Below are 25080 nucleotides of genomic sequence, written 5' to 3'. Positions count from 1 at the left end.
TTGCCAGTGCAATCTTATTTTTCTCTTGTGACAGAAACAGGTTCCTTTTTTGCCGGAAGTAAGTCTGAACTGATCTCAGGAGCATCGAGCAGTGCAGTGAAATTCTGCTGAATGATATCCAGTGTCTTTTGTTTTTTCTGTAATTCTTGTTTTTCCCGGACAGCGGCAGACTGTTCCGATTCAAGATTTTCAATCTGCTTTTGGATTTTTTCAGAGCTTGGGATTCTGGTAACGCCCAGATCCTGAAGCTCTTTTTTTAATGAATCGTGAAGTTGGTATTCTGCCTGATGCCCGGTGCGGTATGCTTTTGGATTTTTGACAGATTTGCAATCTTCAATAACTTTACGGCAGCGTCGGTAAGAATCACAATGCTTTTGAATAAGTTTTTTGGTCCCAAGTTCAGTGTTGATTTCTTCAATCCGCTGATCTGTTGCTTTAATAGAATTTTCAATATCGAAAACGTGCTGCTTGAAATCTTCATAATTCAGCAGGTTATTTTCGGAAAGATAGTTGAAGGTGCGGGCTGCCACTTTTAGATTACTTAATTTCGCCCATCGTTCAAATCCTTCTCGATCGCCGGTTGTAACATACGTGGAGATATTGATATACAGGCGAGCTTCTCTGGACAGATGCCTTGGAGCTTTTACTTTGTTACGATTTTTTGACAGACGGATGCGGACATTTTCTTCTGAATAATAGCTTCCAAGAGATTTCATATAAGTGAAGTTTTTCTGTTCCGGTGCACGGAAGGACAGGTGTTTTCCCTGTCGGACTTCATATCCGGCTAACTGCATTTTTTGTAAAAATTCCTCATAGTTGATGGAAGTCCAGATTGCTTTATCAACTGCAACACGTAGCTTGGCTTTCCAACTGGTGCCACGATGATATTCCATGTTCTCCTTATAACCTTTGCCTTTTTCTCCGGTTGGCATACTGGTGGCAAGTCCATTTTCATGACAGATACGATTGCTGATTCTGCAGAGCTTATGGTAGCTCCGCTTATTAGAAACATATTTGTGGTAATCAACAAAGCTTGCAGCGTTGAAGATGATATGGTTATGAATATGATTTTTGTCAACGTGGGTGCTGATCACATACTCATATTTTCCTTTTAGTACTTCATCTGCGAATTGCTGTCCTAAGCGATGGGCTGTTTCGGCATCAACTTCTCCAGGTTTGAACGACTGGATCAGATGAAATGCCAGGTTATCACCTTTATCCATTCCATTCTTTTTTGCCATTTCTCTAGTCATAGAAAATTCAAGATCTGCAGTTTCCGGGGAACAGCCAAAACTGGAAACTAACAGTTTTTCTTCTGTTTTATCTGGATTTGTGATGTAGTCCAGAGCTTTCTTGTCTGTTACTTTAATGGGGAAGATCTTAAGATACGCCATAATTCTTTCACCATCTCTTTCAATTCTTGCATTTCTTCCGGATATAGATCTCCGGTGGTATTTACCTTTTTTGCAATCTGGTTGATATTTACACCAATCTTGTGCATTTCCTCATACTGTTTCTTCAGTGGAGTGGTATCTGTGTTGACGATGTAACCGTCGATTGCCATTTTGCGAAGATAAGCTCCCATGTTTTTGGTCTTTGATTCAATCATCTTTCTGCGGATAAGCTTCCGTTCTTCTTCTGTGACATAGAAATGGATTTCTTTGCTTCTCTTTCTTTCAGCCATTGGCGTGTTCTCCTTTCTGAGAAGGTAGTAGTATCGTTGCTTTCAGCTTTTTTCAATTTAGGGCAGGGTTCCCTAAATTGGGATTTTCCGGAAGTGTATCCTCACTTCCTGTCCTTGCTGTTTTACCCCTCTATTAGTTAAAGTCAGGAGAACCGGAAAAATGCAAAAGAATTTGGCAGGTAGTATGGGATACGAAAATGTGGTATGATTATGGGCAGGATATCAGAAAAATCAGGAGTTGAATAGATTGTGAAGAAAGAAGAAATTTTTGAATATGTGCAGAAACAGTATGGCACAATGCCGGAATATTTATGGAGTAAACTATCGGACAGTGCAGTACTTCGACATAAAAATGGGAAATGGTATGCAGTGATCATGACGGTTGAAAAATCGAAACTGGGATTAGAGGGAAATGATCTGGTTGAAATCATGGATGTAAAGTGCGATCCAGAAATGACCAGCATGATTATTCAGACTTATGGATTTTTACCAGGATACCATATGAATAAACAGCACTGGATCACGATTTTACTGGATGGTTCAGTCAGTGAAGCGAAGATATTGGACTTTTTGGATATGAGCTATGACCTGATTGACGGAGCAGACAGAAAGGAAGAAAAATGAGAACAGCGATAGTATACGCATCTGTGCATCATGGAAATACAGAAAAATTAGTAAAGAGGATCGCAGAAGAATGTCAGGTGGATTTGATTGATGCTGTGAAACAGCCAGATGCAGACCTGAGCAGTTATGATATGATTGGGTTTGCATCAGGAATCTATTTTTCAAGGTTGCATCAGTCGATATTGGAATTTGCAGAGAAGAATCTACCGGACGACAAAAAGATATTTCTGATTCAGGATAATTTTAAAACACACGAACAGGCAGAATGGAGCGCCATGTCGGTAAAAAGAATCCTTGAAAATGAAGTATACACTGGAACTCTGGTGCAGGGAAAAAGAACAACACCAAACCATAAAGTAAAAAAATTGATGAAAAAGCCGGAGACAGATTGGGTTAGAATTGAAAAAAACCATAAGGCTATCGTATCAGAACGAGAATTTGCACTGGTGCAGAGATTATTAGGGATAGATACAAGGACTTCTCCGAACGAGGAAAAGGTATATCCATTATCTGGACTTGTGGTTTGTGGAGACTGTGGGGCAATGATGATCAAACGGGATGTTCCGGCAGGAGGAAAGGTATATGCTTACTATATCTGTTCCAGACATGCGGCTACGAAAGCGTGTGCAGCACACAGAATACCAATGGGTAAACTAGAAGAAACAGTATTGGAACTGGTAAAAATCCATATTGAAAATATCCTTGATATGAAAAAAATCATGGATTTTATCCATGAAGTACCATTTCAAGAATTGGATATAAAAGAACTGGAAATTAGAAAAGAAGCAAAAGAAAAAGAAGCCGTGCGATGCCGGGAGTTAAGAGATTATCTATATGAGGATTTCCGTGAAGGAATCATTTCAAAAGAAGATTATAAAGAGCTTCATGACGGGTACACAGAAAAACGGAAAAAAGCCGAGGAAGCAGTCCGAAGCATTGATCAACAGATCAGTGAAGTCCTGGAATCAAAAAGTGATAAATATCATTGGCTGGATTATTTTGCCGAGCATCAGAATATACAAGAACTTACAAGAACTGTTGCTGTTGAACTGATTGACCAGATATTGGTATATGACAAAAAACATATTGAAGTCAGATTTAATTTTGATGACTGTTATCAATCCCTGTTACGGCAGATACAGTCGGTGGGATGTGATGTCAGCACAGGTATGGACGGAAGAATAGAAATTCAAAAGAGGGAGGTCGTATAAATGGCTCGAAAATCAAGAAAAGTAGATTATGTGAATGTTGGAAATAAAGAAAATTTGGTTACAGAAGCTGAAAACCAGTGTGAAAAAGTTTCACATGCAGCCCTTTATGCAAGGCTTTCTTATGAGAGTGAAAAAAACAGAGAAAGAAATACGATAGAAACGCAGATGGTTTTGCTTCATAATTTCGTAAAAGAACAGAAAGATATCGTGGTTGCAAAGGAATATTATGATATATCTAAAACCGGAACTAATTTTGAGAGAGATGGTTTTAATGAGATGATGCAGGACATCAAAGAGGGAAATATTGACTGTGTTATTGTTAAAGATCTTTCTAGGCTTGGAAGAAATTATGTAGAGGCGGGAAGCTATATTGAAAGAGTGTTCCCATTCTTTAATGTGCGTTTTATTTCGGTGAATGATCATTATGATTCGTTCAGAGATGACATAAGTCTGCTGATCAGCATGTCAAACGTGTATAATGAGTTTTATTCCAGAGATTTGGCAAAGAAAATAAGAAGTTCATACCGGACGAGCTGGGCAAATGGCGAATTTCCTTCCGGTCAGATGGCTTATGGTTATGAAAAAGACAAGGATAATCCTCATCAGCTGATTCCAGATCCAGTAGCAGCACCAGTGGTGAAAAAGATATTTCAGTATTTTATTGATGGAATGACTTATGCTGAGATTGCCCGGAAATTAAATGCGGATGGGTATCTCTGCCCGAAAGCCTACAAGCTGGATAAAGCAGGAAAAGCAAATGAAAAGTCAGCGGCATGGACATGGAGTGGAGGAACAGTCCACAAAATCCTTGAGAATCAATATTATGCCGGTGATAGTGTGCATAATCAGTTTACCAATGATTCCTGGGCTGCACAGAGACAGAAAATGAATCAGAAAGAAGAATGGATCATTATCAAAAATACCCATGAGGCACTTGTGAGCAGAAAGGATTTTGATGAGGTACAGGAAAAGATTGGTCATATCGTAAAGCGGGTTAATGAAGCTCGTAAATCAAATGGCAATAATGTAAGAGACTTCAACTTTTTCAAGCAGAAAATTGTATGTGCAGACTGTGGAAAAACCATGTATTTATATGGGAAAACAAAAGGCAATCATCGTAGGTTTTACTGTGGAAATAATAAGCTCCACGGGAAGTGTACGCCACATTCTATCACTGATTTGGAAGTGAATGATTATGTACTGCGTGTGATACGTGCACATATCAATGTATATGTTGAAAATGTAGATTTGATTCGGCGGTTGAATCAAAGACAGGAAAGCATTAAAAAATATGATGTGTTTAACAGGGAAATCAAGAAATGCCGGAAAGAACTGGAAAAAGTGGCAGTACACCGGGAAAGATTGTTTGAGGATTATGTGTGCCGTATTATTGATGCAGAGCAGTATGAAACATTTTCAAAGCAGGATGCGGAAACAGAAAAAGAGATCCAGAATAACATGGAAATTTTATTAAAGCATCAGGTTGGATATGAAAAAAATTTTCACACAGAGGAAGAATGGGAAACATTGATCAATAAATACCGCAATACGAGAACGCTGACAAAGGAAATGGTCAATGCTTTTGTAGAAAAAATCGAAATACATGAAAGCGGTTCTATTACGGTACGTTTGGTGTATGATGATATGTTGGAAGAATTAAGAAAATATGCAAAAGAACGGGAGGCTGAGTTATGCCAGTAACAGAATGTATCGCTGTTTATATCAGACTTTCGTCGGAGGATAATGATGTAGATGGCAGTATAAAAGCCGAAAGTAACAGTGTCAGTGCACAGAGAATGCTGATAAACGAATTTATCAAAAAACAGGACGAATTTACTAACTGTCCAGTAGTTGAATATGTAGACGATGGGTACAGTGGTACAAACTTTAACCGTCCTGGCTTTCAGAGGATGATGGAAGATGCAAAAACAGGACGTATAAAAAGTATTGTTATAAAGGACTTTTCAAGATTTGGAAGAGATTATCTGGAAGTGGGGAATTATCTGGAAAAAATCCTGCCAGTCCTTGGTATTCGAATTATCTCAATTAACGATGGCTTTGACAGTATCAATTCCTCTGGTTTTACTGGAGGAATGAGCGTAGCGTTAAAAAATATGCTGAATGCAATGTACAGCAGAGATTTGTCCAGAAAAGTTCGTTCTGCTATGAAAACACATGCTAAAAACGGTGAATATATGCCGGCTTTTCCCAAATATGGATATATTAAAGATCCAGAAGATAAGCATCATCTGGTTATAGACCCAGAAGCGGCTGAAATAGTGAAACTGATATTCACAATGGCGGCAGATGGGAAAACAAAAGGACAGATAGCAAAATATCTGAACGAAACCCATGTGCTTACATGCCGGGAGTATATGTGCAGAAAAGGTATAAAAATGCACAGAGAAAACGAAAAAGAAAAGAAACTCTGGTCAGTCACAACAATCTCAGATATGCTCAAAAATGAAGTGTATCTTGGGAAAATTATTTGGAATAAAAAGAGAGTGGCAAGAACAGGAAGCAATAAATTGGTTTCCAATGATAAAGAAGAGTGGATTGTTGTAGAAAATGCACATGAACCAATTATATCCGATGAATTATTCCAGAAAGCAAATGAAAAAGCATTTACTAACCAGAAAAGAGTTCTTACAAAAAGAGGAGTAGCCTGCCCTATTTTCTTTTGTCCGACCTGTGGAAGAAGACTTGGTTTTACCAGCAGAGAGACTGGGTATCGCTGTATGCAGGCACATATCAGCGGTCTTAGTGGGTGTGCGGAAAGTAAAATGGACAGGAAAGAAGCAGAAGAAACAGTACTGGATGCAGCCATAAATATGGCACAACTCATTTCGGAAAATCTTGAGAAAAAGAAAAGTGAATGGCATAAAACAATTTTGAAAGAAGAAAATATCGCAACACTGGAAAGTGAAAAAAAGCGACTCTCGTCAAGAAAAATGAAACTGTATTCTGATTATCGTTCAGAAGTGTTGGACAAGGAAGGGTATATGGAAGAACTGGAAAAAACGACTTCCCGTATTTCAGAAATCACTTTGCAGATAGCAGAATTGGAGAATGAGATTGCAGTAGCGAAGAAAAAATGTGATGAAGCAACAGAAAAAGAAATGGAAGTAAATGAGATTGCAGCATTGCAGGATTTTGACAAAATACAGCTGTCAAAGATTATTGAGAAAGTCTTTATTTATGAACCAGGTCGTATGGAGATAAGCTGGAAGATGGATGACATTTTCTACAAAGAAGAAAAAGCATAAACGGAATAAGATTGTTCGCAGGAGCATCACTGGATGAAAACAGTGGTGCTTTTTGCGAATTAAAAGCAAATTTTTTTTAGACTTATATTGACAAAAGCAGAACTTCTGGCATTGAGTCTTTCAGACTTTGATATGAGTGGTAATCTTTTGCATATCAATAAGACTTATAACCGGATCAGGAAAAGAGATGTGATTGATACTCCAAAAACAGAAAATTCAGTCCGTACCATTGATATTCCTAATTTTCTTAAAGAAGAGGTGCAGAAGTATGCGAAAAAACATTATGGATTTCCGGAAGATCAGAGGTTGTTTCCGATTGTAGCGAGAACACTGCAGAAACGTCTCAAGAAATATGAAGCATTGACTGGTGTAAAACCAATCAGAGTGCATGATATCCGGCACAGTCATGTGGCATATCTAATCTATCAGGGAGTAGAACCACTGATTATCAAGGAAAGGCTGGGGCACAAAGACATTCAGATGACATTGAACACTTATGGGCATCTGTACCCGTCACAGCAGAAAAAAGTAGCTGAGATGCTGGACAACAAACGTTAATACGGAGGAAGAAGTAAATGAAAACAAAGAAAGTAGTCGGAAAAATATTTGATGCAATTAACTACAGTAAGAAGTTGAAGATAAGTTCCATTTTACCAGATCGAGATTCAGATTATGTGATTCTTCTTGAATTAGAGGACGGAAGCAAATTTGAAATTATCATTATTCCTACAAGGAGATTTGTGTAAGGAGCAAAAGCTATGACTACTGACAGACAAAAAGAAAAAGCCCAGACAAAATATCTGAGCAAGTTCTCTGATAATCAGATTCACTGATATACCATCTTGGCAGATTAAGTATATCACGAATTGAAAGATACAACAATTCCCGGAGATCTGTTCATCAGAGACTTGCCCGGATGGGCAGGAGGTAGAAGTGACATTATTTGAACAGCTAAAAGAATGTGTGACAGCGAGACAGGCTGCGGAGCATTACGGGATTAAAGTAAAAAGAAATGGAATGGCGTGTTGTCCGTTTCATAAAGACCGACACCCAAGTATGAAGGCAGATAAAATGTATCATTGCTTTGCATGTGGAGTGGGCGGTGATGCAATAGATTTTACAGCAAAGTTATTTGGAATATCACAGTATGAAGCCGCAAAAAAGCTGGTAGAAGATTTTGGACTGGATATAAAAGTCGAAGACAGAAACAAATACAAAAGGACGCACCAAAGCAGGAATACTTTGATATCAAAGAAACCTAAAGTTGTGATGATCAGAGAAAAACTGGAGCAGTGGTTGAAACATGCAACAGACGTGCTGATTAGATATCTGAAATGGATTCAATTCTGGAAAGAGTTTTACAAACCAGAACCGGAAGAAGAGTGGCACGAATTATTTACGGAGGCATTGGCAAATGAAAGAAAGATAAATGACTATCTGGACGTGCTGATGTTTGGAACGGGAGAAGAAATTGTAGAGTTTTTCAAGATAAAGAGAAGGGAGGTTGAAAAAATTGAAGAAAGAATTAACGAATATCAGCGAGAAGTCCTTGATGGAATTAGAAGATATTGTGAATGAGGAGATGCTTACAGTAGAAGATGTTAATGAAATGCTGGAGCATACGGATAAAGGAAGAACAAAGCAGACAATCAGAAATTGTGTAACCGTACTTCAAAATGATCCGGTATTGAAAAAAGCGATTAAACGAAATGAACTTTCTGGAAGAATGGACATTGTGAAAGAGGTGCCTTGGGAACGGAGAAGCGAGAGCCTCACAGTGACAGATACGGACGATAGTAATCTAAAGATGTATCTGGAAGATAATTATGAGATTACTAGTGAACGAGTAATAAAAAAAGGGGTAGATATTGTTTCCAATGAAAATAAGTATCATCCGATTCGAGATTATCTGGAGAGCCTAATGTGGGATGGCGTTCCACGTATTGAGAATTTACTTCCACGGTTTCTTGGAGCTGAAAAGAACAGTTATACGACTGGCGTGATGAAAATGCATATGCTGGCAGCAATATCCAGGATATATGAACCAGGAATAAAGTATGATATTATGCTTTGCCTGGTAGGAAGTCAGGGAGCCGGAAAATCTACATTTTTTAAATATCTGGCAATAAATGACGATTGGTTCAGTGACAATCTGGATCACCTGGATGATGAAAATATTTATCGGAAATTACAGAACCATTGGATTATAGAGATGGGAGAAATGAAAGCAACTGTTACTGCAAAGAACATTGAACAGATAAAATCGTTTCTAAGCAGACAGAAAGAAACTTACAAAGTTCCTTATGAGGTTTATCCAGAGGACAGACCACGACAGTGTGTATTTTGTGGAACATCGAATGACCTAAATTTTCTTCCATTGGATAGAACCGGAAACAGGAGATTTGCCCCAGTTATGACAGATATAACAAAAGCAAAAGTTCATATTCTAGACAATGAAGAAGAGAGCAGAGCTTATATTGTACAGGCATGGGCAGAGGCTATGGTGCTTTATCAACAGGGAAATGTATACCTCAGTTTTACAAAAGAGATTGAGGAAGAAGCGAAGAAACTGCAGAAAGAATTTATGCCGGAAGATACAAATGCAGGAATTATCCAGGCGTTTCTTGATGACTATGAAGACGATTATGTATGTACAAAGCTTTTGTTTGATGATGCACTGCATCGGACAGGTGAGATGAAACAATGGGAAAGCAAAGAAATCGCAAATATTATGAATAATGCAATAGAAGGATGGAAACAACACGGTACTCACCGTTTTGGAAAGGAATATGGCATCCAGCGGTCATGGAAACGAATAGAAGGTATTGAGAAAAAAGACAAAGACGGATTCATGGAAGTACCGGAACAGTTGGAGATACCGTTTGAGTAAAGATTATTGTAAACGATGTAAACGGAACTTGAAGGAAAAACTTAAAAAGTTAACTTTTAAAATCTTTTGAGCCCCGTTTACAAATTCCGTTTACAGACTGGAAAGGAGCAGGAAATGATGAAACAGGGAAGATTAGGATATAACAGCAGTAATGGAAGATATGGATTATTATCATCAGACTTATGGATTGATACAGGATTTCACTGCGGAGAAGGACTGGAAGTGCTGGTAGATGATGAATGGGTACAGACCAGAATGGAGATGAATCTGGCAAGAGAATGGTATCTGGTGGGAACGCCTTATTGTGGAGATTTGGAATATGTGCAGGCGAGGATACCAGAATAAACAGATCTATGATCCACTTCGGTCGGTGCAGAACAGACGTCCATAAGGACGTTATGCCCCCGGCAGGGCGCAAGGGGACTTTTGATGGACGGTACGCTGTCGAAAGTGCTTTTGCGTTACTTTTGACAAAAGTAACAAAAGAGGGGCTTGTCCCCGATACTTCTCGAACTACTAAGGTTCGAGAAGATTCCTAAATTATCGTATCCGGTGAAAGTTTCTTAAATATCGCCATGTCTGGCGTAAATAAAAATCATGAGCCATATCTGGCACTCAAACAGAAAAGAGGTGAGAAAATTTATGATGAAACGAACAATCAGTGGCATGATCGGAGCCGGTTCACTGGCTCATAACAGACGGGATTTTGTAGCAGAAAATGTAGATCCGGACAGAGTACAACTGAACATTTGTTATAAGAATGAGAATCTGAAGGAAGTTTATAAAGAGCTGTTTGACGATGCGGTTGAGAGATATAATGTCGGGAAAAGAAAGGACCGGAAAATTGCAAATTATTATGAAAAAATCCGACAGGGCAAACAGGAGAAGTTATTTCATGAAGTGATATTCCAGATTGGTAATTGTGAGGATATGGCAGTGGGAACGTCAGAAGGAAATCTGGCTGTAAAGGTACTGGGCGAATATGTGAAAGACTTCCAGAAACGGAATCCGACACTTCGGGTATTTAGCTGCTATCTGCATCAGGACGAAGCTACTCCGCATCTGCATCTTGACCTTGTTCCTTATGTCACCAACTGGAAGGGAAAAGGCACGGATACCAGAGTTTCACTGAAACAGGCATTGAAAAGTCTTGGATGTCAAGGTGGAAATAAGCATGATACAGAACTGAACCAGTGGATAAATTATGAAAAAGAAGTGCTGGCAGAAATTGCAATGCAGCATGGAATTGAATGGGAGCAGAAAGGTACACATGAAGAGCATCTGGATGTTTACAATTTCAAAAAGAAAGAACGTAAGAAGGAAGTGCATGAACTGGAACAGGAAAAAGAAAATCTGACAGCAGAGAATGAAGGCCTGACTTCTCAGATTGCGGACGCAAGGGCAGATATTAAACTACTGGAAGAAGAAAAAATTCAGTTCCAGAAAGATAAAGAGATAGCGGAAAAACGTGCGGAGAAAGCAGAAACGGAATTGAAAAAACTGGAGGACAGAAGAGAATTCCTGCAACCAGTGATGGATAATGTCAGTAAGGAAATAAAAGAATATGGAATGATCAAAACATTTTTGCCGGAAGCTACAGCATTGGAACGTGCGGTAACTTATCGGGATAAGAAAATAAAACCCTTGTTCATTGAAATGAAGAATAAAATTGGTGCGATGGCTGCACAGGTTAAAGAACTTACCAGAGAAAGAGATAAGTGGAAAAGTAAGTTTCAGAAGAAAAAGCAGGAGCACGAGAACACTAAAAAGGAACTGGCAGAAGTTCAGAAGGATTATCAGAAATTATCCGGTGAGAAAGAAATTCTGCAGGGAATTGCAGACAGATATAACCGACTTTTACGCATGTTGGGTAAAGATATGGTAGAACGACTGGTGCAGGACGATATCCGGATGCAGGCGGAACTTGAAGCGAAAAAGCAGAAAGAACAAATGCCGAAAAAAATAAGTGATCGCATACCATGGGCGAAAGAACGAAGTGAAGAATACAATGCACAGATAAAAAAGAACAAAGCAAAATACAGAGGAATGGAGTTGTAAGAATATGAAGAAACAGATTTATGATGAAAAGAACGGACTGAGCTACACATTGCATGGAGATTATTATCTGCCGGATCTGGAAATCAATGAGGAAGAACCTACATATGGGAAATATGGAATAATGCGAAAACAGTTTCTGAAGGAACACAGGAGTGCCAGGTATCAATATCTGGTACTGACCGGAAAACTGACGGAGCATCTGAATCAGGTCGATAAAGAAGCAAGAGAAAAAGTCGAGATGCTGGTGGAACAGATGGCTGAACAGTGGGGCGTGACAGAAGAACTGAAGATGCAGGATCAGATGGAATGGGTGCGGAGGATGAACAATATTAAGAATGTTGCGGAAGAAATGGTAGAGAAGGGATTTCTATATAAATAAATACAAAATATCGCTAATAGCGATAAAATATCTTGACATAAAATGAGAAGTTGGGTATAATGAAACTACTTTAACGAAGGTATATCCATCCAGAAGATGTAATGTGAGCAGAAATGCTTGGAAGGTTGGACGACCTTAAATTAAACCCGGGCAATGTCGTAATGGTCTAGGAAGAGTAGATGATCTACTGTGATGCCAAGTAAATGTGTTACTGTGATACGAGGTTGCTACGTCTTAAGCGTGTGGATGGAACACGCTTTAATGATAGATTAGTCAGTGATTTGAAAAACTACCTTATTCATAATTCCTTTCTTGGATGGCGTCTTTGTTTACAAAGATGAGAAAGGAGGCAAAAGATATGTTTTGCAGAAAAGTTAAAGCGTTTTTCAAATCCGGTATTGAGAATGTTGTTGCATTTTGTAAGAAACATAAAAGTACAATTGCTAGATTGGCTGGTAAGTTTGTTATCTATGTATGCAAAACAGTTATCGAATATTTATTAGATAACTACTCTTAATACCAACTAATCTATTTTTTTATTTACAGAAATGGAAGAGGATACAATGGGTGAAGCATTAAGATTGTTAAGAATATTTAATGGATATAAATCAGCAGAATTAGCAAAAAAACTGGAATTATCACAGAGCTATGTGTCAGAATTGGAAAATGGGAAAAAACAGCCTACGATGGAGGTTTTAGACAAATATGCGAAAGTGTTTGAAATGAAAAAATCAACATTAATGCTATTTGCGGAATCTTTAGAAGGTGAAGAAATAAAAAATGATAAAAAACAAAGAATTGCTCGTGCCGGAATGAAATTACTTAAAATATTGGAAAAGGTAGGGGAATTTGAAGATGAGTAAAACATACCCTATAGAATTTAGTCCATTGTATAGAATGAGAAACAGAAGAAAGTTGGCTAGAATACTAAAGCTGGATGAAAAATATTTTAAGCAAAATCATACATACAAATATAATCATTTTTCGGAACCAAAATCTAATGGTATTGGAACTCGAAATTTCATGGTCCCGGAAAAAGAATTAAAAAGTATTCAAAAAAGAATTTGTAAATTAATGAGTAGGATAAAAACACCTGAGTGGGTAATATCTGGAAAAAAGAAACATAGTTATATTTCAAATGCCCGAAATCATTGTAGAAATTATAATGTGAAAACAATGGATATTTCACAATTTTATGATTCGGCAAAAAGAAAATATGTATACAGTATGTTTAAAGAAAAGTTTTTAATGGCAGATGATATCGCTTGGATTATGACAGATCTAGTCATGTGTGGAGGAACGTTACCTACAGGAAGTCCAACGAGCCAACTTGTGGTATACTGGTCTTATAGTGATATGTTTGAAAATATATATGAAATTGCACGAAAATATAAATGTGAGTTTACGTTGTATGTGGATGATATGACTTTTTCATCGAATATTGGTATATCAAAACAGTTGAGAAAAGATGTTGAAGAACTTTTGAATAGTTATTGTTTACATGCAAAGGCAAAAAAAGATCATTACTATCAAAACAATGCATTTAAGAAAGTGACAGGAGTAGGAATAAAAAAAGGAAAATTGCTTGTTCCAAATCAAAAAAGATATGAGATTATTGAAATGTATAAAACCTGCTTGAAGAATAAGGATATAGTTGAGATTGAAAAGCTAAGAGGGTTGCTTATTTCTGCCAGACAAATAGAACCTGATATATTTCCGGAAATTTATAGATTTGTAGAAAAATATAAAGATGATTTAAACTTGTTGGCGAGAAATCGTTATTATCGCAACATGAGAAAAAGGGGAAAAGTTCAAAGGCGTGAAGACGTAGCTTTGGTTTAGAAATAAAATAGATAGGTGGAAGTTGATGTTAGAACAAATTGTGGAGAAAACTAATCAATATATTGAAGAAATGCCAAAAAAAGAGAGAAAAAAATACGGACAGTTCTTTACGAGCATTGAAACAGCTAGATATATGGCTGGATTATTTGTTATACCGGAGCAGACTACAGTAACGTTACTAGATGCTGGTGCGGGATCCGGAATTTTAACATGTGCCATGATCGAACGTTTAGATAAAATAGAGGATATTAAAGAGATTATTGTAACCTGTTATGAGAACGATGAGAATGTATTACCATTGTTGCAGGAAAATCTTCTTTATATGCAGAAATGTTCAAGTAAAAAAATAGATATAAAAATTATAACTGAGAATTATATAACCAGCCAGTATCTCGATTTTAATCATATGTTAGGTGGAAATTGGAATCCGGAAAAATATGACATAGTGATTGGAAATCCCCCGTATATGAAAATATCAAAGGATGCTCCGGAAGCGACAGCAATGCCGTCAGTTTGTTATGGAGCGCCTAATATGTATTTCATTTTTGCGGCAATGGGATTATTTAACCTAAAAGATGCTGGGGAAATGGTTTATATAATTCCAAGGTCATGGACATCAGGAGCTTATTTTAAGAGATTCAGAGAATATTTTTTGTCAGAAGGAAAGATCATTCATATACATTTGTTTGGTAGCAGAAATAAAGTATTTGATAAAGAAAATGTTTTACAGGAAACTATTATAGTAAAAGTTAAAAAGACAAAGGTGCAGCCAGATAATGTTACTATTACATCTACGCATACAAATAAGGATTTTGACCAGTGTACCACATTAGTAGTTCCATATAATCTTGTTGTTTCTGGAAAAGAATTATATGTATATTTGGTTACAAATGAAGAAGAAGTTTCAGTATTGAAGAAGTTGCATCAGTGGGATAAAACGCTTCCGGATATAGGATTAAAAATGAAAACAGGATTGACTGTTGATTTCAGAAATCGAGATATTTTACGAGACGATGTAGAAGAGGGGGCGATACCTTTATTTTATTCACAACATATAAAAGATGGTGTAGTCCAGTTTCCTATTAAAAAGGAGCATGAATATGTTGTGACAGAGCAGAAGGGTTTAATGCAGGATAATCACAACTATTTGTTTGTAAAGAGATTCACAGCTAAGGAAGAACCGAGAAGATTGCAGTGTGGTGTATATTTGTCGAAAAAATTCCCACAGTATTCAAAGATAAGTACACAAAATAAGATTAATTTTATTGATGGGCTACTTACAAATATGTCTGAGTGCTTGGTGTATGGTTTGTATGTGCTGTTTAATTCAACAATTTATGATGAATATTACCGGATTTTGAATGGTTCAACGCAGGTTAATTCAACTGAAATTAATGCAATGCCAGTTCCTGATATTAATATTATTCAGGAAATGGGAAGGAAAATAATGAAAAGCAAAGATATGTCAGAAAAAAATTGTAATATGATATTGGAGGGGTACTGTGGATAAGATTGAAGAAGCACGCGAAATATTGAAATTTGTAGGAATGCCAAAAGCACAGCAGGCAGATATATGTTGTTATGTTTTATTAGCGATGGCTGGAATAAAACCAGATATGTCATGGAGAAATGCAACAAATGAGTGGATTAGAATTCATGATATTATTCAGTTTACAAATTCAAATTATGGAAGCACTTACGCAGAAAATAGTAGAGAAACATTTAGAAAGCAAGCATTACACAGATTTAGAACAGCAGCATTAGTAGAAGATAATGGGAAAGCAACGAATAGTCCAAATTATCGTTATCGCTTAACTAATGAAACATTGGAATTGTTGAAACACTATCAAAGCGTTGGCTGGAACGAAATATCATCGAGATATATGATGTACCATGAAAGACTAGTTGACATTTATGCATCGAAAAAGGAAATGAAGATGATGCCTGTGAAAATAAATGGGGATGATTTTAAGTTTTCGCCGGGGAAACATAATGAACTACAGAAAGCAATTATAGAGGAGTTTGCACCGAGATTCGCTGAGAATGCAGAGTGTCTATATGTAGGAGATACGATAGAGAAAGATTTAGTGAAAAATATAGATAAACTGAAGAAATTGGGCTTTGAGATTACACTTCATGATAAAATGCCGGATGTCGTATTGTACAGGGAAGACAAAAATTGGATTTATTTTATTGAGTCAGTGACTTCAGTAGGTCCAATGGATCCAAAACGTATTCTGGAAATTACAGAAATGACAAAAGATGTAACCGCTGGAAAAATATTTGTTACGGCATTTTTGGATTTTAAAACGTATAAAAAGTTTTCGGAAGAGTTGGCATGGGATACAGAAGTATGGATAGCTGAAATGCCAGAGCATATGATACATTTGAATGGCGACAAATTTATGGGACCGAGATAAGGAGGAGAATAGATGTTACAAGATGAAATTAAAAAGAAATCAAGCGAAATATATAAGGAATCTTATCAAATGTCGATAGGGGAATTAGCAAATTTATATAGGGATGAAGAAATAGATGTTCATCCAGAATTCCAGAGATTATACAGATGGTCTGATTATCAAAAAACAAAATTGATTGAATCAGTTATGTTGAATATACCTATTCCTCAAATTTATGTGAGTCAAAATGAGGAAGGAGTTTGGGATGTAATAGATGGTGTACAAAGATTATCTACTATTTTTCAATTTATGGGGATATTAAAAGATGATGAAGGGAAAAAAATTGAGCCATTAACTTTATTAGGAACTAAAGATTTGCCTTCGTTTGAGGGTATGAAATGGAAAAATAAAGAAAATAAGGATTTGGAGTTTACACGTGAACAACAGTTAGAATTTAAAAGATCACGTATAGATGTAACAATATTAAAGAAAGCAAGTGACTCAAAGGCAAAGTACGAATTGTTTCAGCGTTTAAATACGGGTGGCGCTTTTTTAAGTGATCAAGAAGTTAGAAATTGCCTGATTATTATGGAAAATAGAGAATTTTATAAATTTATTTGCCAGTTGGATAAACTGGAAAGCTATAGAAATTGTATTTCAATAAGTGATAGAAAAGCTGATGAACAATTTAGAATGGAATTGGTTGTTAGGTTATTAGTTGCACTTAATATTGAGTGGGAGAGAAGCAAAGGTTATAGAGAAATGTCAGAGTTATTGGATCAGGAAATATTACTATTATGTGATAATAAAGAATTAGATTTGGATTTAATAACTGAGAAGTTTAAAAAAACATTTGCCTTATTAAGTACAGCGTTAGGAGAAAATACTTTTAAAAAGTATAGAAAAACAGATGATAGATTTGTTGGAGCATTTTTGACGTCTGCGTATGAAGTGATTTCAATAGGAGTGTACACAAATATAGATACAATATTAGAAATGGAAAATCCGATAAAATGGATTAATGAAAAAGTGAAAAATATGTATGAAGAAGGTGTGTACATAGACAACTTAACACCAGGAACAAAAGTAATATCACGTTATAGAGCATTATCAGAATGGGGGAAAGAGTATTTTAAGAAATGAAAATTCGTACAATAGATGAACTACAAGATTATGTTGATAAAGAAATGTCTTGGAGAAGAAAGGAATTATCGGCAATAAAAAGTAATATTTTTGTGGCAAAAGAATTTGCAAAAAATACTGCTTTAAGATCTGGAATTGCAATACTCTATGCTCATTGGGAAGGAATGATAAAAAATATTGCAACAGCATATTTGTCATTTGTAGCAAATCAGAGATTACAGTATAAAGAACTAAAGAATAATTTTTGGTCAATAGCTGTAAAAAATGATTTGTTAGGATTTGATGAGACTAGAAAATCTTCAAGACATAATAAAATTATAAAGAATATTAGAAATATGGAAGATAAAAGGGCTCATATACCATACGAAGATGTAATAAAAACAAAAAGTAATTTAAATTCAGATGTTTTTATAGAAATAATGGAAACAATAGGTTTGGATTATTCTCAATATGAAGGGAATTTTAAGCTATTGGATGAAGTATTACTGAAGATGAGAAATGAAATTGCACATGGAGAAAAACCGGAATACATTGATTTGGATCAAGATAGATTTAATGAAGTCTATGATAAGATTGTAGATATGATGAATATGTTTTCAATACAAATAATGAATGCAGCGTGTTTGAAGGAATATAAACAGAAATTAAATTAAGTATAAGCTGTGTTGTGATAACACCATGATAACAAAATCCCCAAAAATCATACGGACACAACGGAAAATCCGGAGTTTCCCCCACGAATCAAACGAAAAACCACCATTTGCACACCGCAATACACCAGTCTGATATCGTGAAGGTGGACGTACTGTAGGATCAGGACGTGTTGCTACAATTATCGAGTAGTACAATCTGAATATAGATTTGATATCGTAACATAGCGTTGTGTCCAAAGGTAAGATACCCGTAGAACTTCGGTTCTACGGGGTTTTCTGTTGGCTGGGAATATATAAAAGAGTGGGAGATAATAACGAGCAGCATAGAAAAACGGGTGCCGGGAGAGTGACCTGACAACCGTTTGTGATAACAAAATATATAATTTTCGCTTTTTAATACCAGGCAGACATTCCTTCTTTTAAAATTTCCCCGGAATTATAACTTTCTATGATTTTACTGATAGCATGATCTGCAAAAAAAGTTTTTGTAAGCGCAGTTGTTGCTGAAGGCCATTCTTCTTCGGTTAAAAGTGGAAGTCCTTCTTCTTTTCTCGTTTCATTAATAGAATTTCTGAGTTCATTTTGCTCATCTACAGTAACAATATGGGAAAAATCATCATGTGCCATTTTCTGAATTTCTACAGTTTCATTTAATTTGTCAATTAGTATAATTCCATACATTTCATCTTCATTACCATTTGGAAAATACCAATAAGTAAGATATTGACCAGTTTCTTCAATTAATCTAAAAGTAACCATTTCGTCACACTTTCTATATATACTAAAACTAAGTTAGATCATAAACTCTGACAGTATTGCCCTCGGTACCTTTTTTAACGATAGTATGACAACCTATCGTAGTTCCCATAGCACGCAGTTTCCATTCGTCCTGGGTAGCGTTTAGCTTATCTAGTTCTTCCTGTCTTTTATCTTCATTTTCGATAGCTAATATTTCAGCTTTTTCCTTTTCATAGACATTTTTAAATTGACACCATTTCCTGAAAAAGTCCTGCATTGTAGGATTATCGAACGTCAGTGAAACCTTCTGATCAGGTGTCTCGGCAAGTGAGAGATTCACTGAATCATCAATAGAAAACAACAGGGAGAGTACATCTCCGACTGTTTCAATATTAAAATCCAGAAAAACACTTACATTTAATCCCAATGCAGTTGCTATCTTTTCTAACTGATCCGGTTTTGGATTCCGGATTCCCAGTTCATATTTTCTGATCGTTCCTACGTTAATGCCGGACAGCTCGGCTAACTGTATCTGACTGTATCCTCTAAATTCCCGGGATGCCCGGATTTTTTTACCAACCATAATGCTGCCTCATTAATAAGATTTGTGGCTCTATTCTAGCACAAAAGTGAATGGCACGAAAGAGGTTGATTTTCGCAGAGTATGAAAATATAGAATGGATTATAAAAATAAAATTCGCAAAAGGTTATTGACAAAGTCACAAAAGTGAATCGTAGTATAAAACATCAAAAGAGTCATAAAAGTGACTGGAAAGGAGCAGAAAATGACGAAACAGGGAAGATTAGGATATAACAGCCGCAATGGAAGATATGGATTATTAGCATCAGACTTATGGGTTGATACAGGCTTCCACTGGGGGGAAGGACTGGAAGTGCTGCTAGATGATGAATGGGTACAGACCAGAATGGAGATGAATCGGGCAAGAGAATGGTATCTGGTGGGGACACCTTATTGTGGAAATCTGGAATATGTGCAGGCAAGGATATCTGGATAAATAGATCTATGATCTGCTTCGGTCGGTGCAAAGCAGACGTCCACCGGACGTTATGCTCCCGGCAGGGCGCAAGGGGACTTTTATGGACGGTACGGCTGTCGAAAGAGAACATACCGACAGGAACAAAGGCATTAGCAATGAAGTACGAGAAAAGAGGTATCAAGAGTATGTGCGGGGATAGGTGGAATACTTCAGGCTCGCAGATATGAAAGAGCTCCTCCGAAAAACGAATGAATGGGCAAGGCGGAGAATCCGAGCGGTCTATTGGAAACAGTGGAAGAAAATCAAAACGAAATACCGAATGCTGAAAGCACTAGGTTTAGAGGATTGGAAAGCCAAGGAACTAGCCAATAGTAGAAAAGGTTATTGGAAAATGACGAAAGTCTTGAACCAAATCTTTTAAAAAAAATAATAGCCAAGCTGGGATATACATCCATACTCGACTATTATCTAATAATCTGTGAAAACTAAAGAACCGCCGTATACGGAACCGTACGTACGGTGGTGTGGGAGGACGGTAAATAAAATAATTATTTACCTCCTACCTGATTATGTTTGTGTATAAGAAAAACTGCTAGTAGCAGTTTTTTTGTAGTTTATAGTTTTTGGAAAATAATAAAAAATTAACCATGCTAAAAATGACCAAAATTCATTTTTTAATTATGAAATTATTGTGACTATTTGATATTGACCATTAGTCATTTTTTTGTATAATATTCTATAGAATAAAAATGTAAAGACAGGGAGATGATTATTGTGGTCAAAGCGGGAAAATGGATAGCAAAACACAGATTTATAATTTTGTTACTGGGGATACTGCTTTTGATTCCGTCATTTATTGGAATGGCGAAGACAAGAATTAACTACGACTTGCTCAGTTACCTTCCGGAATCACTGGAAACAGTAGAAGGACAGGACGTTATGGTGGATGAATATGGTATGGGTGCATTCGCCATGGTTGTTGTAGAGGATACGGACATGAAAGATATCCAGAAGCTGGCAGATCAGTTTAATAAGGTTGATCATGTCGAAAAAGTATTATGGTATGGTGATGTGGCAGATCTTTCACTGCCGGTAGAGATGATTCCATCCGATTTGAGAAAAGCCTTCTACAACGGAGATGCGACACTGATGCTCGCATTATTTGACAATACGACTTCATCTGACGAAGCAATGAATGCAGTCGGTGAGATGCGTAAGATTGCCAGCAAACAGTGTTTTATTGCAGGTATGACAGGTGTTGTAGCCGATATCAAGAATGTAGCAATGAAAGAAGTCCCGATTTATGTTGTAATTGCGGCAATTCTTTCTTTTCTGGTGCTGGAAATTACCGGAGAATCCTTCCTGGTACCGATTTTTTTCCTAATCAGTATAGGTGTAGCGATTGTATATAATCTGGGAAGTAACATTTTCCTTGGCGAGATCTGTTACATTACAAAAGCGCTGACGGCGGTATTGCAGCTGGGGGTTACGATGGATTACTCCATTTTCCTGCTGAATAGCTACGAAGAGAACAAGCGCCGTTTCCCGGGAGATAAGAACCGTGCGATGGGACATGCGATTTCTAATACATTCAAATCCATTGTAGGAAGTTCTGTCACCACAGTAGCAGGATTTGTAGCTCTTTGTGTTATGACATTTGCACTTGGTCGAGATCTTGGTATTGTTATGGCAAAAGGTGTTATCATTGGAGTGCTTTGTTGTGTAACAATCCTTCCGGCAATGATTCTTATCTTTGATAAACCGATTGAAAAAACCAAGCATAAACCGCTGATCAAGAGCATGGATAAGGTTTCAGCATTTATCACCAAACATTACAAAGTATGGATCGTTGCTTTCCTGATCTTGCTTATTCCTGCTATTTATGGCAATAATCATACAAAAATTTATTATAATATTGCACAGTCACTTCCACAGTCACTTCCATCAAATGTGGCAAACAGTGAACTGAAAGATGACTTTGATATGAGTACAATGCATATAGTTATGGTAGATAAAGACATGGATGCCAAAGAGAAAAAGGCAATGATGAGTGAAATTGATGATGTCAAAGGTGTAAAATGGACACTTGGACTTAACTCCATCGTTGGATCTTCTATTCCGGAATCGATGATCCCGGATGATGTAAAGAGTATGCTTCAGGGTAAGGATACCGAGTTGATGTTTGTATGTACCAAGTATGAGTCTGCAACTCCGCAGGTCAACAAACAGATCAAACAGATTGATAAGATTGTAAAATCCTATGATAAGTCTGGAATGGTAATCGGTGAAGCACCACTGATGAAAGACCTGCAGGATGTAACAGATATCGATCTGACAAGGGTTAACGTTATTTCAATCGCAGCAATCTTTATTATCATTTTGCTTATATTTAAATCCATCTCGCTTCCGATCATTCTGGTTTCGGTTATCGAGTTTGCGATTACGATTAATATGGCGATTCCGTTCTATCAGGGCAAGAGTCTTCCGTTTGTTGCAAGTATCGTTATCGGAGCAATCCAGTTGGGAGCAACCGTTGATTATGCAATCCTTATGACGACCAGATATCAGAAAGAACGTATGAAAGGCAAGAGTAAGAAAGAATCTGTTGCGATTGCACACAGAATCAGTATGCCATCGATCATTACTAGTGGATTGAGCTTTTTTGCGGCAACATTTGGTGTGACTTGTTATACACAGGTTGATATGATCGGTTCTATCTGTGAACTTCTTTCAAGGGGAGCGATCATCAGTGTGATCGTAGTACTGACTGTCCTTCCGGCGATGTTCCTGATCTTTGATCCAGTCATCTGCAGAACAACTGCTGGATACAGAGTGAAAAAAGATAAAAGTAAAACAGTTGCAGAGCCGACAGCATAGGCTCTGCTGAAAAGGGAGCAGGCTTAACTGATTGAAATCAGCAAAAAGCCTGTTCCTTTTTGCTGTCATACACTTAGAGAAAAATGGCATCTGAAGAAGCTTTTTGTATGTTGAAAATGGGAAGTAATGGCTGTGTACAGACCTTTCCGGAAAATAGAAGGTTGTTCTTTTGATTAAAATGGTATATACTATCTTAGTGTTACCCCAAAACATTCAAGAAAGGATTACATTTATGAAAATGCAGAAAAAACGAATCGTACAGTGCGGACTTTCTCTGATCTGTGCATTCGGTATCGCGCTGTCGGGGATGTCGGTACATGCAGAAGAGGTGGACAGCCTCGAAGATAAGACCAGTAATCTACAGAGTCAGTTGGAAGGGATCAACCAGGATCTGGTTACGATCAGCAATGAAATCGCTGAGACAGAAGTGAAAATTGAAGAGTCTAATAATGAAGTATTCCGTTTGGAAGCATCGCTCCAGATTTCCCGTAATAACGAGGAAGTACAGTATGCAAACATGAAGACTCGAATTAAGTACATGTATGAAAATGGTTCGGACACACTGCTTTCTATGGTATATGAAGCAAAAAGTATGGGAGAGTTCCTGAACCGTGTAGACTTTATCCAGAATATTACAAAGTACGATAAGGATATGCTGGAGAATATGGTGAAAGTACGTGAAGGTATTGAAGAGCAGGAGGCTGAACTGAAAAGCAGGCAGCAGGAACTGCTTGACCTGCAAAGCCAGCTGGACAGTGAACAGGCAGCGTTGCAGGCAAAAGCAGAAGAGACTTCGACAGACCTTGCCACGGTAAATGCACAGCTTGAGGCGGCACGTGCGGCACAGAAAAAGCAGGAGGAGGAAGCCCAGAGGAAAGCGGATGAGCAGCTGGCAAAAAAGGCACAGGAAGAGACAAAGCAGGCGTCAGCTTCCACCGGAAGTAATACATCTGCGGGCAATAATTCCGGGAACAGCAGTTCAGCGGGGAATAACAGTTCTTCTGGAAATAATAATCCTTCCAACAACAATTCATCGAATAATACTAGTTCCGATTCTTCCAATTCTGGAAGCGGTGGCTATGTGATCCCATCAGGCGGTCTTACCCCGTCAAAGGGAAGGATCTGGTATAATGGACATACCGAGACTTACTATTCTCAGAAGGTACTTCCGGGAGGAGGGCTTGCGATCCCAGGACGCCATATAGCAAGTGACGGAACAATCAGGGATGCCGATGGTTACATTGTTTTGGCAAGTGATGATTACCCGAGAGGAACAGTTGTAGAGACGTCACTTGGTGCTGGAAAAGTATATGATACCGGAAGTGGATCCGGAAATATAGATCTGTATACAGATTGGTAAAAGAAAAGCGGGGCAGTAAAGGACAAACCTTTTACTGCCCCGCTTTTGAATTTAATGGGATATGTATTTTCAGTGAATTGAAAAGGCATATTTTGCTTTGTACTGGAGAAGTCCGGTTACTGTGCTTCGTAGGTTGCCTTAGCGTCACGTATCAGCTTGTCGAATTTATCTGCATCCCATGCAGCACGTCCTGTAAAGAGTCCATGCAGAAGAAACAGAAAGGTATTTACTCACCGGAAGGATGGGCTCACTACAAAGTTACAGGTGAAGCTGCACCGGAAGAATAAAAATGTTATAATTTGTTTATGGAATGAAGTCCTCTTGTGTGTTACAATACAAGAGGACTTTTGTTTTATAGAGAATAGTTGTCGAACGAAAGGGTGAAAACTATTAAAGAAAGGAAAGTGGAAGAGAAAATTACAGTTCGGATGACAGATACATACCTGTTTGACTTTACGTTATATCATACTTATTCGAAACTGGCAGGTTTTCTGACAAATATTCTGGTAGCAGCGATTGCTTTTATGGGAATCATCATGCTGGTTATGGGAAAGATAAAACCCGTGCAGATTATTTTTTATCTGGTAGCAGCGGTTGTGTTTATTGTGTATACACCATTGCTTCTGAAATACCGTTCTAAAAGGCAGGTAAAAAGAATTGAACGTTACCACGTTCCGAATGAAATGACTTTCAATGATGAAGGTATCCAGGTAGAGTTTGCTGATAAAAAAGAAACTTATGAATGGGAACAGATCCAGAAGGTAGTTACAACACCAAAGACAATTGGATTTTATTATGAGACAGAAAAGGAATTGATTGTACCAAAACCGGATTTTGGGGACAAGTTTGTACCGATTTTGACATTGGCAACAAAAAAACTCGGACCGGCCAGAGTACATCTGAGATAGCCTGTTATGTGGAGGGGAAAATGTTACAGGAAAGACGGAATCATATATTA

27 protein-coding genes are annotated in these 25080 nt (G+C 37.4%); 23 read left to right on the top strand and 4 right to left on the bottom strand.

Annotated elements, in window-relative coordinates; translation table 11 throughout:
- Window positions 1-14: 14 nt before the first annotated feature.
- Both PGR14_RS07535 and PGR14_RS07530 read right to left on the bottom strand, forming a co-directional pair.
- Entirely contained in the window at window positions 15-1394 is a 1380-nt protein-coding gene (locus PGR14_RS07535; protein ID WP_270223200.1) for a relaxase/mobilization nuclease domain-containing protein, read from the bottom strand.
- Entirely contained in the window at window positions 1361-1684 is a 324-nt protein-coding gene (locus PGR14_RS07530; protein WP_005344262.1) for a MobC family plasmid mobilization relaxosome protein, read from the bottom strand. The genes PGR14_RS07535 and PGR14_RS07530 overlap by 34 nt, the downstream gene beginning before the upstream one ends.
- Before the next feature lie 249 nt (window positions 1685-1933).
- Here PGR14_RS07530 and PGR14_RS07525 point away from each other — a divergent pair, with 249 nt between their 5' ends.
- The 17 genes from PGR14_RS07525 (at window position 1934) to PGR14_RS07445 (ending at window position 18149) form a co-directional block, all read left to right on the top strand.
- Window positions 1934-2308 (top strand): MmcQ/YjbR family DNA-binding protein, encoded by a 375-nt coding sequence (locus PGR14_RS07525; protein WP_118046419.1) that lies wholly within the window; start codon window positions 1934-1936, stop codon window positions 2306-2308.
- Complete coding sequence (locus tag PGR14_RS07520; protein ID WP_270223199.1) at window positions 2305-3519, top strand: recombinase family protein; 1215 nt, start codon at window positions 2305-2307, stop codon at window positions 3517-3519. The genes PGR14_RS07525 and PGR14_RS07520 overlap by 4 nt, the downstream gene beginning before the upstream one ends.
- Complete coding sequence (locus tag PGR14_RS07515) at window positions 3520-5220, top strand: recombinase family protein (protein ID WP_055182399.1); 1701 nt, start codon at window positions 3520-3522, stop codon at window positions 5218-5220.
- Window positions 5211-6785 carry a recombinase family protein gene (locus PGR14_RS07510; protein WP_118364721.1) on the top strand — a complete coding sequence of 525 codons (1575 nt, stop codon included), beginning with the start codon at window positions 5211-5213 and terminating at the stop codon, window positions 6783-6785. Before PGR14_RS07515 ends, PGR14_RS07510 begins: the two co-directional genes overlap by 10 nt.
- Before the next feature lie 87 nt (window positions 6786-6872).
- Window positions 6873-7343 carry a site-specific integrase gene (locus PGR14_RS07505; RefSeq protein WP_270223198.1) on the top strand — a complete coding sequence of 157 codons (471 nt, stop codon included), beginning with the start codon at window positions 6873-6875 and terminating at the stop codon, window positions 7341-7343.
- Window positions 7344-7360: 17 nt separating this feature from the next.
- Window positions 7361-7531 (top strand): hypothetical protein, encoded by a 171-nt coding sequence (locus tag PGR14_RS07500; RefSeq protein ID WP_009243121.1) that lies wholly within the window; start codon window positions 7361-7363, stop codon window positions 7529-7531.
- A 187-nt stretch (window positions 7532-7718) separates the two neighbouring features.
- On the top strand, window positions 7719-8363 hold the full coding sequence (locus tag PGR14_RS07495) for a CHC2 zinc finger domain-containing protein (protein ID WP_055260940.1): 645 nt from the start codon (window positions 7719-7721) through the stop codon (window positions 8361-8363).
- Window positions 8338-9675, top strand: coding sequence for a virulence-associated E family protein (locus PGR14_RS07490; protein ID WP_055260942.1), 1338 nt, complete (start codon window positions 8338-8340; stop codon window positions 9673-9675). Before PGR14_RS07495 ends, PGR14_RS07490 begins: the two co-directional genes overlap by 26 nt.
- 117 nt (window positions 9676-9792) lie before the next feature.
- Window positions 9793-10020 (top strand): DUF5348 domain-containing protein, encoded by a 228-nt coding sequence (locus PGR14_RS07485; protein WP_055066584.1) that lies wholly within the window; start codon window positions 9793-9795, stop codon window positions 10018-10020.
- A gap of 297 nt (window positions 10021-10317) precedes the next feature.
- Complete coding sequence (locus PGR14_RS07480; RefSeq protein WP_330663442.1) at window positions 10318-11733, top strand: plasmid recombination protein; 1416 nt, start codon at window positions 10318-10320, stop codon at window positions 11731-11733.
- Between the two features lie 4 nt (window positions 11734-11737).
- Window positions 11738-12112 (top strand): TnpV protein, encoded by a 375-nt coding sequence (locus PGR14_RS07475; protein WP_055260946.1) that lies wholly within the window; start codon window positions 11738-11740, stop codon window positions 12110-12112.
- A 563-nt stretch (window positions 12113-12675) separates the two neighbouring features.
- Complete coding sequence (locus PGR14_RS07470; RefSeq protein WP_055260948.1) at window positions 12676-12975, top strand: helix-turn-helix domain-containing protein; 300 nt, start codon at window positions 12676-12678, stop codon at window positions 12973-12975.
- Window positions 12968-13954, top strand: coding sequence for a reverse transcriptase family protein (locus PGR14_RS07465; protein ID WP_055260950.1), 987 nt, complete (start codon window positions 12968-12970; stop codon window positions 13952-13954). Before PGR14_RS07470 ends, PGR14_RS07465 begins: the two co-directional genes overlap by 8 nt.
- Before the next feature lie 25 nt (window positions 13955-13979).
- Window positions 13980-15464, top strand: a complete 1485-nt coding sequence (locus tag PGR14_RS07460; protein ID WP_055260952.1) for an Eco57I restriction-modification methylase domain-containing protein — start codon at window positions 13980-13982, stop codon at window positions 15462-15464.
- The gene (locus PGR14_RS07455) at window positions 15457-16374 is read left to right on the top strand and encodes a BsuBI/PstI family type II restriction endonuclease (protein ID WP_055260954.1); all 918 of its coding nucleotides are present in this window, start codon (window positions 15457-15459) and stop codon (window positions 16372-16374) included. The genes PGR14_RS07460 and PGR14_RS07455 overlap by 8 nt, the downstream gene beginning before the upstream one ends.
- A gap of 12 nt (window positions 16375-16386) precedes the next feature.
- Window positions 16387-17496 (top strand): DUF262 domain-containing protein, encoded by a 1110-nt coding sequence (locus PGR14_RS07450; RefSeq protein ID WP_055260956.1) that lies wholly within the window; start codon window positions 16387-16389, stop codon window positions 17494-17496.
- Window positions 17493-18149, top strand: a complete 657-nt coding sequence (locus PGR14_RS07445) for an MAE_28990/MAE_18760 family HEPN-like nuclease (RefSeq protein WP_055296464.1) — start codon at window positions 17493-17495, stop codon at window positions 18147-18149. Before PGR14_RS07450 ends, PGR14_RS07445 begins: the two co-directional genes overlap by 4 nt.
- Window positions 18150-18542: 393 nt before the next feature.
- Here PGR14_RS07445 and PGR14_RS07440 read toward each other — a convergent pair whose 3' ends face one another.
- On the bottom strand, window positions 18543-18908 hold the full coding sequence (locus PGR14_RS07440) for a hypothetical protein (RefSeq protein ID WP_055261619.1): 366 nt from the start codon (window positions 18906-18908) through the stop codon (window positions 18543-18545).
- A 28-nt stretch (window positions 18909-18936) separates the two neighbouring features.
- Window positions 18937-19470, bottom strand: a complete 534-nt coding sequence (locus PGR14_RS07435) for a helix-turn-helix domain-containing protein (RefSeq protein ID WP_270223195.1) — start codon at window positions 19468-19470, stop codon at window positions 18937-18939.
- Window positions 19471-19672: 202 nt separating this feature from the next.
- Here PGR14_RS07435 and PGR14_RS07430 point away from each other — a divergent pair, with 202 nt between their 5' ends.
- From PGR14_RS07430 to PGR14_RS07405, 6 genes are all read left to right on the top strand, one after another.
- The gene (locus PGR14_RS07430; RefSeq protein WP_270223194.1) at window positions 19673-19903 is read left to right on the top strand and encodes a DUF5348 domain-containing protein; all 231 of its coding nucleotides are present in this window, start codon (window positions 19673-19675) and stop codon (window positions 19901-19903) included.
- A gap of 205 nt (window positions 19904-20108) precedes the next feature.
- Window positions 20109-20306 (top strand): hypothetical protein, encoded by a 198-nt coding sequence (locus PGR14_RS16260; protein WP_242856276.1) that lies wholly within the window; start codon window positions 20109-20111, stop codon window positions 20304-20306.
- A 344-nt stretch (window positions 20307-20650) separates the two neighbouring features.
- The gene (locus PGR14_RS07420; protein ID WP_172679826.1) at window positions 20651-22762 is read left to right on the top strand and encodes an efflux RND transporter permease subunit; all 2112 of its coding nucleotides are present in this window, start codon (window positions 20651-20653) and stop codon (window positions 22760-22762) included.
- 232 nt (window positions 22763-22994) lie between these two features.
- The gene (locus tag PGR14_RS07415) at window positions 22995-24122 is read left to right on the top strand and encodes a coiled-coil domain-containing protein (RefSeq protein ID WP_270223193.1); all 1128 of its coding nucleotides are present in this window, start codon (window positions 22995-22997) and stop codon (window positions 24120-24122) included.
- Between the two features lie 92 nt (window positions 24123-24214).
- The gene (locus PGR14_RS07410) at window positions 24215-24409 is read left to right on the top strand and encodes a hypothetical protein (protein WP_081445273.1); all 195 of its coding nucleotides are present in this window, start codon (window positions 24215-24217) and stop codon (window positions 24407-24409) included.
- A 141-nt stretch (window positions 24410-24550) separates the two neighbouring features.
- Window positions 24551-25030, top strand: coding sequence for a YcxB family protein (locus PGR14_RS07405; protein ID WP_207738560.1), 480 nt, complete (start codon window positions 24551-24553; stop codon window positions 25028-25030).
- Window positions 25031-25080 lie beyond the last annotated feature (50 nt).

It is taken from the genome of Coprococcus sp. AF99-45 (genome assembly GCF_027663865.1).
Taxonomy (GTDB): Bacteria; Bacillota; Clostridia; order Lachnospirales; family Lachnospiraceae; genus Allocoprococcus; species Allocoprococcus comes.
The sequence above is the reverse complement of the archived record's forward strand: the minus strand, read 5'-3'. Positions and strand labels throughout refer to the sequence as shown.